Genomic DNA, 13,778 nt, shown 5'->3' with positions numbered 1-13,778 from the left:
TGGTCGGCGCCGCGTGCGTCGACCAGCACGGCGAGCCGCGGCGCGCCGCCGAGGGCGTCCAGGCGCGCGTCGAAAAGGTCGCGTTGCGCCGGCGTCACCGTCCGCCGCGCCTGCCAGTCGTGCAGCGTCGCCTGTACGCAGACCCGCGCGTAGGCGTCCTGGATCGCCTGCAGCAGGTCCACCGGCGTGCCGGGGCCGCCGCCCAGCGGCGTCACCGTGACCTGGCGGACGTCGCCATCGCCGCGGTACCAGCCCATGGCGCGCACGCCCTGGCGGAAGTTGGCATGGCCCTGGTCGCCGATGCCTGGCTGGTCGCGGCCTGCCTGGCTGTATTGCTCTTGCGATACCCGGAACCGGGTCAAGGGCTTTGCCAGCAGCGCCAGGTGGCCGCGGTGCAGCAGCTTGGCGTACAACGCCAGATCGCCGACCCAGTTGATGACCTTGCCGGCCAGCGTCATCAGCTCGTCGCCGATCTCCAGCAGGTCGCTGCGCCGGCACAGCACGCAGCTGGGCTCGCCGACGAAGTTGATGGTGTGGTCGGCCAGGAACGACAGCAACTCTGGCCCGTCCAGCAGCACGTCGCCGGCGAACGGGAAGGCGGTGGCCGGGATGTCCTCCAGCGGCGCGCCGTGGCTGTCGATGCGCTGGCGGCGCGAGGACGCCAGCAGGACGTCCGGTGCACTCTGCATCGCCGCGACCAGCGCGGCGACGCAGTCCGGCGCCAGCACGTCGTCGTCGTGCAGGAACTTCACGTACTCGCCCTGGGCCAGGGCGATGCCGCGCGCGGTGCTGCCGAGTTCGCCGTAGCGCTCCGGATTGCGGTGGTAGCGGATCGGGAACGGGGCCATCGCGGCGCGGCGTTGCACCACCTCGGCGATCGCCTCGGTGGGGTTGTCGTCGCAGATGACCAGTTCCAGCGCCGGATAGGTCTGGGCCAGCACGCTGTCGAGCGCCTGCTCGAAGTAGCGCAGCTTGTAGGCCGGCATGACCACGCTGACCAGGGGCGGGTGGGGCATGAACGATGGACCGTGTCGAAGGGGGGCGGATTCGGCAGCGAGCGCAGTCGCGATCGAGCGGAGCAATCCCCTGATGATGCAATAAGCATGCCGATAGATGTTTGCCGCGGTCCGCGCCGACGGGTTGGGCGTATTCCCTGTGTGTAAACCCACTACGTTGTTCATTGGGATACGGGAGATGGGCGGGCGGGTATCCGAGGCTGGCGTGAGGGCGCTGCCAGTTGTCGTGGTGCGCCCAGTCGGGGAAGGCATCGGCGCGCTGTTGGGAGTTGAGGTAAGGCCGCGCGTAGGTCCATTCGCCCAGGCTGGTCTGTACGAGTCGCTCGGCTTTGCCGTTGGTACGCGGGGTATAGGGCTTGGTGCGCAGGTGACGCATGCCGAGCCTGCGTACCAGGCGGCGGAAGCGACGGGATTCGTAGCAGGCACCATTTTCGGTTAGAACACGCTCGAAGCTGCCAGGCAATCTGACGGTAGTTTTGCCGGCAGCGGCGTTGCTCAAGTACCTGATCGACAATGGGCTGCGGGGTGGCGTGCGGGCAACGACGTGGCCGCGAGGGGCGATCCATCAGCCCTGGCGTCCCTTCTTCCTTGAATCGCCTGAGCCACTTGTAGGCCGTGCGCACGCTGACCCCTGCCGCATACGCCGCCGCCGCCACGCGCAAACCCTGCACCAGGATACGGTCCACCAGCAAGGCTCGACCTCGCGGGCTCAAACCGCATGTTTATGCAGGTCCATCCTGGGCTCCGGGGGCTGGGTTGGCTTAGTAACCCCATCTTCCAGATCGGCCGCGGATGAACAGCCTGCTGAGAGATTACATGAGCTTCTTGTTAATGTTATTGATCGAAGTGAATGTGTCGCAAGCGGTCTATATTTTCTGAAAAAAATTTTTGCTAGGATCGATCCGTGGGCTCCATCGCAATGAGTCGCATCGCTCCTGATGCTGCTTGCGAGGCTGCTCGCATGGGGCGCTGCATGGCATGCTTGCACGATCAGCTCATGGCAGTGTTTCGGAGAAATTTCAACTGAACGACAGGGGGAATAATGATCATTGGTAAAATTGCAGCGATCGCCACACTCGCTTTGGCTGCCGGATCTGCGCAGGCATGGACATTGGTTTACGCGACCGATTCAAACGGGAACATATCGTCCGGATCGCTGCAAACCTTGCGCACCGCGGTGGATTCTGGGGCAAGTGTGAGAGTTTTGATTACGGCGCCAAACAATAATCCGGAGCATGTATGGGGTTTGCTGTGCACGAATACCTCGCTGAGGCTGGATTCGTCGCAAGCCGTGGTGTGTTCGAGCGATCAGGACTTGTCAATGAATGTGGCAATGGGTTCGCAATTCGGTGCTGTGAGCAATCCTGCATATTCTGCGCACTTTTTGCTTAATACGTCAGGCCAGTTTGTTCAAGCAAATATCCGAGTTTCGAACGGGGAGTTGCTGTCGAATACGAAATATACGTATGCCATGCGCTGGTACGTTGAATGATTTTAATTTTCTTATGACATTGGGTGGCCTTTGAAGATGGTCTGATCAACGCCATTGAAGGATGAGGTCAGGTCACGTCGGAAAAGCTTACGGCGCTCGGGTCCTCAGTTTTTGCCGTTTCTGGCGCGTTTGCGGGGTGTTGCCTGGGTTACGTTACACAGGCACACCCTTTCCAATCGCTGGCATCGCCTGCTTTGCCCTTTGCCGCCATCGCCTCAAGCAACCGGTACTGCCCTGCGCATCGCTCGGAGGAGGATCGAGCGCGACGACCGCCTGGCGCGTCATCTATGGGTGATGTAGCTCAGTTACGCTTGAACGGCGCCGGGTAGACCCGCAGGGTGCGACCGCGCGATCTCCGAGCGACTCAATCGCGCCGCTGCGCATCGCCGTGTCATTCGACGTAGAGCACGGTGTCGTAGAAATAGAAAGCATACTGACGCAGGCGCAGCTTGGCGTCCGGCAGGATCCGGTCGAGTTCGGCGACGATGTCCAGCAGGTCGAGCGCATGGTGGTAGCAGGTGATGGCCATGCGCGGCCGGCAGCGCCCGATCAGCGCCGCGCCGCCGCGCAGCACCCTGGCCTCGGCGCCTTCCACATCCATCTTCAGGACACTGACCTCTTCGATCAGATCGTCCAGGCGCACGCCGTCCACGCGCGCGGCGCCGCTGCCGTCGATCCGGCTGCCCATGGTGCCCCGTGCGTCGAACGCCACCGGCCCGGCGACATCGCTGACGGCGGCGTTGTACAGGGTCGTGCGGCCGTCATCGTCTGCCAGCCCTTGCTGCAGGGCGGCGAAGTTCTCCGGATCCGGCTCGAAGGCATGGATGGCGGCGTAGCGGTGGCGCGATGCCGCACGAAACTTCTTGACCGTGTCGCCGCGATAGGCGCCGATATCCACGTAGTGTTCGCCCGCGCCAATGCGTAGCGGATGCTCTACGGCCGAATACACCGAGTAATACTCCTGCTCCATCGGGCACAGGACGTCCAGCAGCGGCCGCCGGTCGCCGTCCATGCGCATCTGCAGGATCGCGTCCAGCGTACGCACGCTCAGTGCATCGGCGAAGCGGCCGCGCATCGCGTCGAACTGCGCGGCGTGCGCCAGCGTCTGTTCCCGCGTCACCTGTCCGCTCTGATACACCAGCGGAATGTCCAGGGCGTACATCAACTGCGGCAGATCGACGCGGCGACCGCTGCCCAGGCGCTGCACTTGGTCGAAGTGCAGCCATGCGGTCGGCATGTAGGCGCAGTTGATCGTGGGCAACCCGGCCAGGTCCGGGTCGCGCAGGAAGGTCGCTGTCGGGCGCACGTCGTCGAAGCCCGCATCGGTGATGCGGCGTTCGTGAAACACATCGTCCAGGGCGACGATGCGGATGCCAGGGACGCGCTCGGCCAACAGCGCGGCGGCGCGGGCCGCGTACAGGCCGCCGAGACTGGAACTGGGGGCCAGGAAGATCGCGCCGCCGGCGCGCTTGCAGGCATCGATCAGGTCGGCTTCGCGCTGACGCGCGGCCATGTGGTCGGTCATGGGTCCACTCGAAAGGGCACGCGAAAGGAGGCGTGCGAATGCTGGAAAGACGGATAAGAGGGGCATGTCGCGTGGTAGCGCGATCAGGCCGCGCGGCGATTGCCGCCCGTGAGCGATCCTAGCGAAGCTTGTTGCGCCGGAAGCGTGCATGCATCCCAGCCCGGCGTGCTGTCGCACGTGGCGCCGCTTTTGGCAAAGTGAATCGGAGACGTCGGCACAGCGACGCCACTTCCGTCACTGGCGGAACGTATAGTTGAGCGGCACCGCGACTCGCGCGTTCGCGCGCGCCTGCATCAACGCAGGATGCGGGCGCCGCCAGGCATCAGCGCGTCGTAGAAGCAGCGGTCCGGCAGCAGGTCCGGCACGGTGCCGGGCAGCAGCCATTCGCAGTGCCGGCCGATCTTCGCGTCGCTGCGGGTCATGCTGCCGCCGCCCAGGGTGCTGCCCTGGCCGATCTGGGTGCCGCGGCCGAGGTGGACGCCGGCATGCAGGGTGACGCAGGCGCCGACACGGACGTCCTGTTCGACGATCACCTGCCGTTCCAGCCAGCTGCCGGCGCCGATGCTGCTGCCGGCCGCGAGGTTGCAGCCCGGTCCGACGTGTACGTTGCCGAGCAGGCGCACGCCGTCGTCGACATGCGACTGCGGCCACACCAGATCGACGCTGCCGTAGCCCGCCAGGCGCACGTCGGCGAGCAGCTTGTGCCGCGACTGGTTGACTGCGCGCTCGTCCATCGCGACGAACACGTCGGTCGCGGCGGGCGCATGGCTGGCGTGCAGGGCGCCCAGGTCGAAGTTGTAGCGGTCAGGCGACTCCAGGGCGATGCCCACGTGCGCCAGGCCGCAGGCCTGTGCGGTGCGTTGCGCCTGCTCCAGCGCATGGCCCTGGCCGATCAGCACCAGCGTCTTCATGCCGGTTGCTCCAGCACATTGGCGCGGTACCACAGGTGCTGGCGCACCAGCTCGGTCTCGTAGTCGCCATGCATGAAGGAGCGCGAATGCGGGCCGAAACCAGCCTGCAGGCGTTCCAGCACCGCCGTGTCCTCGGCGATCACCTGGTGCTCGATGCGCATCAGCGTGCTCAACAGGGCGGTGAAATCGGTCCGCTCGCTTTTACGCCGGGCGGTGGCGACCCACAGGTGGTAGTCGGTCTCATCGGGCGAGACCGGGTCGTATTGCTGCAGCACGAAGGAGTCGCCGCGCACGCTGTAGAAGTTCACGTTCGGATACAGGAACCAGTTGTAGAACGCCGAGTCCTCGCCGTAGCGCTCGCACAGTGGCCGATACCAGTGATCCTGCACCGCGATCTCGGCCTTGGCCGGGAAGCTCAGCGCCTGCAGGGGCACCGGCGCGCCGTCCTGCAGCAGTTGTTCCACTACCGAGGGCACCTCGGCGGAGCGCTCGACATGCGCCGAGGGCTTGGGCGCGGCGGTCATCAACGGGTTGAAGGTCTTGGGATGGATGAACGGGATGTGGTTGTAATCCTTCACGTTCTCCATGTTGAGCTTCCAGTTGTAGCGCACCCGGTGGCAGCTGTAGATCAGCTGCGAATCCACGTGCGATGCCGCCGCGCGCAGATCCTGCAGGAACGCGGGCGCGAACTGCTCCTCCAGCGGCAGCGGGTGCTCGGCCATGTTCACGAACAGCAGTTCGCCGACCTGCTGCACATGCAGTTTGGTCAGGCAGATGCCGGCCTTCTCCTCGGCAGTGAACTGGTACAGACCGGAGTTGGGCAGCCCGCGCAGCTCGCCCTCGGCGCCGAACGACCAGGCGTGGTACGGGCACACCAGCGGGCGCTTGCCGTGCGATTCGGTCTGGATCGCCGATTGCCGGTGCGGACACTGGTTGAGGAAGGCGCGGATGCCGGCCTCGGTGCGCTGCACCAGCACCGGCACCCCGGCCACCTGGCGCGCGAAGAACTGATTGCGCTCGCGCACCATCGAGGCGAAGCCGGCGAAGATCCACAGTGTGCCGAACAGGCGCTGTTGTTCCAGGCGCAGGCTGTGCGGGCTGATGTAGTGCTCGGCGTCGAGGGCGTGGCGGGTCATGCGGAACGGCGTCCTGGGGCGGGGTCAACGGCTGAAGATGGTCCGTGCCGGATTTCCGGCGACGGTGACGTTGGGCGGCACGTCCTTGACCACCACGCTGCCGGCGCCGATCACCGCGCCGTCGCCGATCGCGATGCCGGGCAGGATGGTGGCATGCGGGTGGATGACCACATCGTGGCCGATGCGCGCGCCGCCGCCGACGAACACGAAGTTGCCGATCTGCACATAGTCGCCGATCACCACGTCGTGGCCGACGATGGTGGTGGCAAGGATGGTGACGAATTCGCCGATGCGGCTGTCGGCGCCGATCGACACGCCGACCTCGAACAGGCTGCCGCGCCCGATCGGCGTCTCCGAGGCCTCGCGCAGGCGCGGGCGCAGCACCATGAAGTCGGCGCCGCGCGCCAGCAACGGCTGGCTGTAACGGCGGCGCGCGGCCGGATCGCCGAGCGCGCAGACGAACAGGTCGCCGGGCACCGGCTGATAGGTGTCCGGGTCGCCCAGCAGCGGCCAGCGCAGGCCGGCGCCGAGCGCGCTGCGGCTGTCGAGGAAACCCTTGATGTCCCAGGCCTGGCCGTAGCCGGGATCGTCGTTGCAGGCCATCGCCGCGATGCCGCGGCCGAAGCCGCCGGCCCCGACGATCAGCACATGTTGCGGTGGCGCAGCGCTCATGCGAACTCCACGCCGCCGTCCATGCTGAAGGCCTGGCCGGTGACCTTGCTGCTGGCGTCGGAGAGGAAGTACAGGCAGGCCAGGGCCACGTCCTCGGGATCGCCGATGCCCAGCGGATAGCGCTTGCGGCTCTCCTCGAACCAGGCCTTGTCCTCGTTGATCAGGGTGGTCTCGACCAGGCCGGGGCACAGTGCGTTGGCGCGGATCTGGCGCCGCGCCAGTTCCAGCGCCAACGGCCGCAGCATGCCGATCAGCGCCGCCTTGGAGCCGGCGTAGGGGCCGACGCCGACGGTGCCGGTCAGCGCGGCGATCGAGGCGAGGAACACGATGGAGCCGCCGGGGCGCAGCGCCTGCCGCGCGAGCAGGTGGCGGGTCAGCATCGTCGGCGCCACGTAGTTGATCGTCATTACCTCGGTGAGGAAACGCTCGCTGACCAGCTTCATCGGCGACAGGCCGCGGATGCCGGCGCTGTGCACCACGCCGTCCAGCGGCCCGCTCTCGGCGGCCAGGCGCTGCACGGTGGCGGCGTCGCACAGGTCGCCGGCGAACAGGCGGTGGTCGTCGCCCGGCAAGGCGTCGAGCAGGGCCTGCAGTCGATCAACGTCGCGACCGGCGACGAGCAGGCGTGCGCCGGCGCCGGCGCAGGCCTTGGCGACCGCCTCGCCGATGCCCTTGGAGGCGCCGGTCACCAGGATGCGCTTGCCGTGCACGCCGTACAGCGTCTGCAGCAGCGCGGCGGGCGTTTCCGCAACGGACATGGGGGTCTCCGGGCTCATAGGCGGATCGGCAGGGACAGCCCGCCGTCGATGGTCAGGGTGCTGCGGGTGATCCAGCGGCTGGCGTCGGACAGCAGGTAGACCGCGCCATTGGCGACGTCGGCCGGGTCGATGCGGCCCAGCGGGGTCAGGGCGATCTTGTCGTCCATGTCCGCGGTGCTGCCGAGCCTGCTCAGCATCGGCGTGTCGACGTAGCCTGGAGCGATGCAGTTGGCGCGGATGCGGTGCCGGGCCTGTTCCAGCGCGAAGGAGCGTACCGCGGCCTCCAGCGCGGCCTTGGACCCGGCGTAGCCGGCGCTGGCCTGCGGCGCCGCGCGCGCGGTCAGCGCCGAGACGTAGACCAGCGAGGCGCCCTCGTGCAGCCGGCGCTTGGCCAGCAACTGCTGGGTCAGGATGACCGGCGCCAGGTAGTTCACCGACAGCATCTGCTGCAGGTGCTTCTCGGCGGCCATCCGGAACGGCACCAGCGCGGCGATGCCGGCGCACGAGGCCAGGCCGTGGTAGCGCTCGGCCGCTTCCAGCAGGGCCGTGCGGGTGGCGTCCTCGGTGAGGTCGCCGACGACGCTGCGGTGGCCCTCGCCAGGGAGCGCCGCGGCGACCGCCTGCAGACGTTCCGCGTCGCGCCCGTTGAGCACCAGCGTCGCGCCCAGGCGCGCGCACAGCGCGGCCACGGCGGCGCCGATGCCCGAGGAGGCGCCGGTCACCAGGATGGTCTTGCCCTGCAGCCCGAAGGCATCTGTCGTTGCAACAGGCGCCATCGTCAGGACTCGATCAGGTCGGGGAACACCGCACCGTCGATATCGACCAGGCAGGTGCCCCAGGACAGGCCGATGCCGAAGCCGCACAGCAGCACGCGCTTGCGGCCTTCTTCCAGTTCCCTGTTGATCCGCGCGGTCATGGTCACCGGCAGCGAGGCGCCGCTGGTGTTGCCGAAATCGTGCAGGGTGGAGGGCACCTTTTCCGGCGGCAGGCCGAGCTTCTTGCGGATGGTCTCGTTGATCATCCGGTTGGCCTGGTGGAACACGAAGTAGTCGATCTCGTCCTTGGACACGCCGCTGTAGTCGAGCAGCTTCTGCACCGCCGGCGGCACCCGCTGGGTGGAGAAGCTCAGCACCGCCACGCCGTCCAGCTGCAGGTCCACGCCACGGTGCCAGTGGTCGTTCTCGTCGGCGCGATACGGGATCAGGTGCTGCACCCCGACCGGCTCGCGATGGCCGCCGACCGGCAGGATGATCGCGCGATAGCCGCTGCCGTCGCTGTTGAGGTCGAAATGCATCGGCGCCGCGTCGGCACTGAACTCCAGCGCGGTGGCCGTGCCGGAATCGGAGAAGATCGGATCGTCGAAGGTGGCGCTGCGGTCGCCCACCAGCAGCAGGCCTTTCTTGACCCCGCCGGCGGCGATCATCGAGCCGAGCAGGTTGATGCCGAACGGATAGGCCGAGCAGCCCAGGTTGACGTCGAACGCCACCGTGGCGTGCGACAGGCCCAGGCGGTCCTGCAGGATGATCGCCGTGGCCGGGATCGGATAGTCCGGCGACTGGGTGACCACGATCAGCGCATCGACCTCCTCGCGCTGCCACTGCAGGCGCTCCAGCAGCACCTGCGCCGCGTCGAAGGCCATGTCGGAAAAGCACTGCCAGTCCGCGGCCATTCGCCGGGTGTGGATGCCGATGTTGCGCACCAGCCGCTCGCGCTCGGAGCGGATCTGCGGCCGGCAATCGGTGAGGTTGGAGACGACGCGCCTGGGCACGCAGGTCGCCATGCCGGCGAAGCGCACGTTGTGCAACGTGGAGGTCGGCATGCTATGCCTCGGTCAGCTGATAGAGATCGCCCAGGGTGACCACGGCGGCCAGGTGCTCGCCGGTGATGGTCTTGCCGTACTCCATGTCGAACATCACGATCACGCCCAGCGCGGCCAGCGAATCCCATTCGGGCAGCTCGCGCAACACCGTGTCCATGGTCACCTCGACCGGATTCTGGAAATCCGTGGCCGACAGGAAATTCTCGATAAACGTCTCTTGGCTCATGCTGCGGGTTCCACGGGTTGGGCGAAGGAGGGAGGGACCAGGATGCGACGGGAATCGGACGCGGGCATGACGCCGCCCGCCGCGGCGATCAGGTCGACGATGGCGTCCACCTGCTCGGCCGCCAGTCCGGGAAAGATCGGAAGGCACAGCACGCGCTCGGCCATCTGCCGCGCCACCGGCAGGCCCGCCGGGGCCGAGGAGGGCAGGCCGCGGTACATCGGGAAGTCGCTGATCAGTGGGTAGAAATAGCGGCGCACCAGAATGTCGTGGCTGCGCAGCAGCCGGTGCAGTTCATCGCGCACCAGCGGGAAGGCGTCCTCGACCAGGATCGGGAACGAGGCGTAGTTGGACAGTCCCGGTTCCCGCGGCGTCAGGCAGCGGATCCCCGGCACCTGCGCCAGGCGCCGTCGGTACTGCGCGTCGATCGCCCCGCGCTGCGCCAGTGCGTCGTCGATGTGCTGCAGTTGCAGCAGCCCGAAGGCGGCGTTGATCTCGCTCATCTTGCCGTTGATGCCGGTGGCCACCACCGTGGTCTCGTCGACGAAGCCGAAGTTCTTCAGGCGGCTGATGCGCTGGTAGGTCTTGGCGTCCGGGCAGACGATGGCGCCGCCCTCGAAGGTGTTGAACACCTTGGTGGCGTGGAAGCTGAGCACGCTGAGGTCGCCGTGGCGCAGGATCGAGCCGCCGGCGTCCTTGACCCCGAACGCATGCGCGGCGTCGTAGATGACCTTGAGGTTGTAGGTATCGGCGATACGCTCGATCGCGGTGGTGTCGCAAGGCGTGCCGTAGCAGTGCACCGGCATGATCGCGGTGGTGTGCGGGGTGATCGCCGCCTCGATCTTGAGCGGATCCAGGTTCATGGTCTGCGGATCGATGTCCACGAACACCGGCTTGATGCCGCGCCACAGCAGCGAATGCGCAGTGGCGACGAACGAGTATGGCGTGGTGATCACCTCGCCGGTGATGCGCAGCGCCTGCAGCGCGGTCAGCAGCGCCAGGGTGCCGTTGGTCAGCAGCGCCAGGTGGTTGACCCCCAGATATTCGGCCAGCGCCTTCTCCAGTGCGCGGTGCATGTCGCCGCCGTTGGTCAGGATGCGGCTGCGCCAGATCTGCTCCAGGTAGGGGACGAACGCCTCCAGGGGCGGCAGCAGCGGACTGGTGACGGGGATGGACATGGGACCTGCCTGGCGACGGGTGGAAGTCCCCGGTGCGGAACGTGCCGACCGGTGCTGTGGAAACGTGAAGCAAGCCACATGCCAAAGGTGCCTGTCCACTGTCGGCGGTGCCGATCGGGATGTGGTGCAGGCGAAACCTGGCTTGCCGCGAGCGCGCGCTGCGACAGCGCCCGCGTCGGGCCGGTAGGTGGCGAGGAGAGGGAAGAGGGCGTGGCGTTCCGAGGGACAAGGGGCGCGTCGGGTGCGGCCGCACCCGACGCCGTGCGCCGGCTCAGCTCGCCAGTCAGCTCGCCAGTTCGGTTTGGTCGCGGTCGATGCCGTACTTGCGCAGCTTCTCGACCAGGGTGGTGCGCCGCAGGCCCAGCAGTTGCGCCGCATGCGCAACCACGCCCTGGGTGCGCTCCAGCGCCTCGTTGATCAGCGCCAGCTCGATGTTGGCCATGTGCCCGCGCAGGTCCAGGCCGCTTTCCGGCAGCGTCGCCACTGCCTGGGCCGGGGCATCCGCGTCCGTTCCCGGCTTGCCGCCGACGTGCAGGTCGACCACGTTGGGCACCCGCCGCGGATCCGTTGCGATCGGCGCCGGCGGGGCCGAGACGTCGATGGACGAGGCGAAGTCGCCGCGGTAGCGTGCCGGCAGGTCCTGCACCCGCACCAGGCCGCCCGGGTGCAGCACCGCCAGGCGCTCGACCAGATTGGTCAGCTCGCGCACGTTGCCCGGCCACTCGTAGCTGCGCAGCGCCTGCAAGGCCTCTTCGGAGAAGCGCACTTCGCCGCGCCCGGTCCGCGCCAGTTGCGCGGCGATGGTGTGCACCAGCGCCGGCAGGTCGTCGCTGCGTTCGCGCAGCGCCGGCATCTCGATCGGAAACACGTTGAGCCGGTAGAACAGGTCCTCGCGGAACTGATTGCCGGCGATGCGTTCTTCCAGGTTGCGGTGGGTCGCGGCGATCACCCGCACGTTGCATCGGATCGTGACGTTGCCGCCGACCCGCTCGAAGCTGCGCTCCTGCAGGACGCGCAACAACTTGACCTGCATCGGCAGGCTCATGTCGCCGATCTCGTCGAGCAGCAGGGTGCCGCCCTCGGCCATCTCGAAACGGCCCTTGCGCGCGCTCAGCGCGCCGGTGAACGAACCCTTTTCATGGCCGAACAGTTCGCTTTCCAGCAGATCCGGCGGGATTGCGCCGCAGTTGATCGCCACGAACGGACCGTCGCGGCGCGGCGACTGCTGGTGGATCGCCCGCGCCACCACTTCCTTGCCGGTGCCGGACTCGCCCAGCACCAGCACGGTGGTGTCGAAGGCGGCGACCTGGTCGATCAGCCGGCGCAGGCGGGTCACCGCCGCGCTGGTGCCGGTCGGGCCGTTGTCCTGCGCGGCACCGGCCTGGTGCTCGGCGTCCAGGCGCTTGAGGCTGGCGCGGCGCAGCAGGGTTTCCAGCTGCGCGTGGCGCAGCGGCGCTTCCAGCTGCCACACGTTGGCTTCGTGCAGGCCATGGCGCTGCGCGAAGGCCTGCGCGTCGCCGTTGAGCAGCAGCACCGGCGGCGGCAGCGAACTGCGCGCCACCCAGCCGAAGAAGGCATCGGCCTGGTCCTGGTCGTCGAGCCCGCCGACCAGGATCGCCATCCACTCGGTCTGCCGATGCCGGCCGGGCTGGACGTCGGCCACGTCGGTGACCCAGCGCGGGTTGAGGTCCATGAATTCGAGCAGGCTGACGGTCCGCTCGGCGCGCACCGCGTCGTCATCGATCACCAGGATCCGCGATTCGCTCATGCCGGCACTCCTTCGGTCCGAAGTCCCTCCAGGATCGGCATCACTTCCTGGATGTAGGACAGCTTGCTGACGAAGTTGTCGGCACCGGCGCGCATGGCGTGCTCGCGGTGCTCGGCATCGTCGAAATGGCTGGCGATCACGATGTAGGGCGCCTGATCCTGGGTCTTGATCAGGCGCGTGGCCTGCAGACCGCCCATCTCGGGCATGGCCAGGTCCATCAGCACCACCTGCGGGCGCAGCGACTCGGACCGCTCGATGGCCTCCAGGCCATTGGCGGCGCTGCCGATCACTTCCATCCAGTCGAGCTTGCGGAAGTGGCGCATGGCGGCGTTGATGAAACCTTCGTGGTCGTCGACCAGAAGCACGGACAGTTTGTTCATATGCGTCGTTTTTCCTTAGCCCGCACGGGCCAGCAGCGGTTTGCTGCTGCGGCGGCGTTCGCGTGCGGGAGCGATGTCCAATTGTTCACGATACTTGGCGACAGTGCGCCTTGCCACGTTCACGCCCTGTCGCGACAGCAGCCCGGCGATGGCCTCGTCGGCCAGCGGCCGCCCCGCCGGCTCGGATTCGATCAGGCGCCGGACCATGGCGCGGACCGCCTGGCCGGACACCGCCGCGCCTTCCAGGCGCACGGCGAAGAAGTGCTTCAGCTCGAAGGTACCGCGCGGGGTCTGCAGGTACTTGCCGGTGGTGATGCGGGAAATGGTCGACTCGTGCATGCCGATCGCCTCGGCCACTTCCTTCAGGGTCAGCGGCGCCATCGCTTCCTCGCCCTTGACCAGGAACGCCGACTGGCGCTCGACGATGGCGCGGGTGGTGCGCAGCAGGGTCTCGTAGCGCATCGACAGGCCGCGGGTCAGCCAGCGCGCTTCCTGCAGCATTTCGCGCAGCGGTTGCGCGGCGTCGCCGGCCTCGGCCAGGGCGCGCTCGTGCATCGGGTTGACGGTGACGCGGTGGGTAGTGGCCGGGTTCAGCGCGACACGCCAGGTGCCGTCGGCGTGCCAGGCGACCACGTCCGGCAGCACATGGCCCAGGTCCTGCGGCTGAAGGCTGTCGCCGGGGCGCGGCTGCAGCGACAGGATCAGCCGCACCGCCTCGCGCACGTCGTCGGTCTCGGCGTCGAGCTGGCGGCCGAGCAGGGCGTAGTCGTGGCTGGCGAGCAGGTCGAGGTCGCCGGCGAGGATGCGCGCGGCCAGGTGGCGGCCGGGCACGCGGCCGGGCAGGTCGCTCAGCTGCGCCTGCAGGCACTCGCGCAGGTCGCAGGCGCCGAGGCCACCCGG

Annotated in this window: 14 protein-coding genes and 1 pseudogene; 1 reads left to right on the top strand and 14 read right to left on the bottom strand. The window is 67.7% G+C overall.

What is annotated here, in order from left to right; translation table 11 throughout:
- On the bottom strand, positions 1–986 hold a 986-nt coding region (locus D180_RS09265; RefSeq protein WP_043090710.1), incomplete at its 3' end, for a glycosyltransferase family A protein.
- Positions 987–1,154: 168 nt separating this feature from the next.
- Positions 1,155–1,752, bottom strand: a pseudogene (locus D180_RS22975) (leucine zipper domain-containing protein); the annotation flags it as partial.
- Between the two features lie 306 nt (positions 1,753–2,058).
- On the opposite strand from D180_RS22975, the gene D180_RS23885 reads away from it, so the two are divergent.
- Positions 2,059–2,508, top strand: coding sequence for a hypothetical protein (locus D180_RS23885; RefSeq protein WP_152239298.1), 450 nt, complete (start codon positions 2,059–2,061; stop codon positions 2,506–2,508).
- A gap of 391 nt (positions 2,509–2,899) precedes the next feature.
- On the opposite strand, the gene D180_RS09255 is transcribed toward D180_RS23885, so the two are convergent.
- The 12 genes from D180_RS09255 to rpoN all read right to left on the bottom strand — a co-directional run.
- Positions 2,900–4,033: an FkbM family methyltransferase gene (locus D180_RS09255; RefSeq protein WP_017912570.1), complete on the bottom strand. Its 1,134-nt coding sequence runs from the start codon at positions 4,031–4,033 to the stop codon at positions 2,900–2,902.
- A gap of 293 nt (positions 4,034–4,326) precedes the next feature.
- Complete coding sequence (locus D180_RS09250) at positions 4,327–4,944, bottom strand: acetyltransferase (protein WP_017912569.1); 618 nt, start codon at positions 4,942–4,944, stop codon at positions 4,327–4,329.
- Positions 4,941–6,080, bottom strand: coding sequence for an aromatic ring-hydroxylating dioxygenase subunit alpha (locus D180_RS09245; RefSeq protein WP_017912568.1), 1,140 nt, complete (start codon positions 6,078–6,080; stop codon positions 4,941–4,943). The genes D180_RS09250 and D180_RS09245 overlap by 4 nt, the downstream gene beginning before the upstream one ends.
- A gap of 24 nt (positions 6,081–6,104) precedes the next feature.
- Positions 6,105–6,752 carry a NeuD/PglB/VioB family sugar acetyltransferase gene (locus tag D180_RS09240; protein ID WP_017912567.1) on the bottom strand — a complete coding sequence of 216 codons (648 nt, stop codon included), beginning with the start codon at positions 6,750–6,752 and terminating at the stop codon, positions 6,105–6,107.
- Positions 6,749–7,510 carry an SDR family oxidoreductase gene (locus D180_RS09235; RefSeq protein ID WP_017908527.1) on the bottom strand — a complete coding sequence of 254 codons (762 nt, stop codon included), beginning with the start codon at positions 7,508–7,510 and terminating at the stop codon, positions 6,749–6,751. Before D180_RS09235 ends, D180_RS09240 begins: the two co-directional genes overlap by 4 nt.
- A 14-nt stretch (positions 7,511–7,524) precedes the next feature.
- The gene (locus D180_RS09230) at positions 7,525–8,286 is read right to left on the bottom strand and encodes an SDR family oxidoreductase (RefSeq protein WP_017908528.1); all 762 of its coding nucleotides are present in this window, start codon (positions 8,284–8,286) and stop codon (positions 7,525–7,527) included.
- 2 nt (positions 8,287–8,288) lie between these two features.
- Positions 8,289–9,329: a ketoacyl-ACP synthase III gene (locus D180_RS09225; RefSeq protein WP_017912566.1), complete on the bottom strand. Its 1,041-nt coding sequence runs from the start codon at positions 9,327–9,329 to the stop codon at positions 8,289–8,291.
- Between the two features lies 1 nt (position 9,330).
- A complete protein-coding gene (locus tag D180_RS09220) occupies positions 9,331–9,555 on the bottom strand; it encodes an acyl carrier protein (protein ID WP_017908530.1) in 225 nt (74 codons plus the stop codon).
- On the bottom strand, positions 9,552–10,730 hold the full coding sequence (locus D180_RS09215; protein ID WP_017912565.1) for a DegT/DnrJ/EryC1/StrS family aminotransferase: 1,179 nt from the start codon (positions 10,728–10,730) through the stop codon (positions 9,552–9,554). The genes D180_RS09220 and D180_RS09215 overlap by 4 nt, the downstream gene beginning before the upstream one ends.
- Before the next feature lie 283 nt (positions 10,731–11,013).
- Positions 11,014–12,498: a sigma-54 dependent transcriptional regulator gene (locus D180_RS09210; protein WP_017912564.1), complete on the bottom strand. Its 1,485-nt coding sequence runs from the start codon at positions 12,496–12,498 to the stop codon at positions 11,014–11,016.
- A complete protein-coding gene (locus D180_RS09205; RefSeq protein ID WP_010341669.1) occupies positions 12,495–12,878 on the bottom strand; it encodes a response regulator transcription factor in 384 nt (127 codons plus the stop codon). The genes D180_RS09210 and D180_RS09205 overlap by 4 nt, the downstream gene beginning before the upstream one ends.
- A gap of 15 nt (positions 12,879–12,893) precedes the next feature.
- The coding region (rpoN, locus tag D180_RS09200) for an RNA polymerase factor sigma-54 (RefSeq protein WP_017912563.1) at positions 12,894–13,778 on the bottom strand (885 nt) is incomplete at its 5' end.

Origin of the sequence: Xanthomonas sp. SHU 166, from assembly GCF_000364685.1 — a bacterium.
Taxonomy (GTDB): Bacteria; Pseudomonadota; Gammaproteobacteria; order Xanthomonadales; family Xanthomonadaceae; genus Xanthomonas_A; species Xanthomonas_A sontii.
This window is presented reverse-complemented; position numbering and strand designations above follow the sequence as displayed.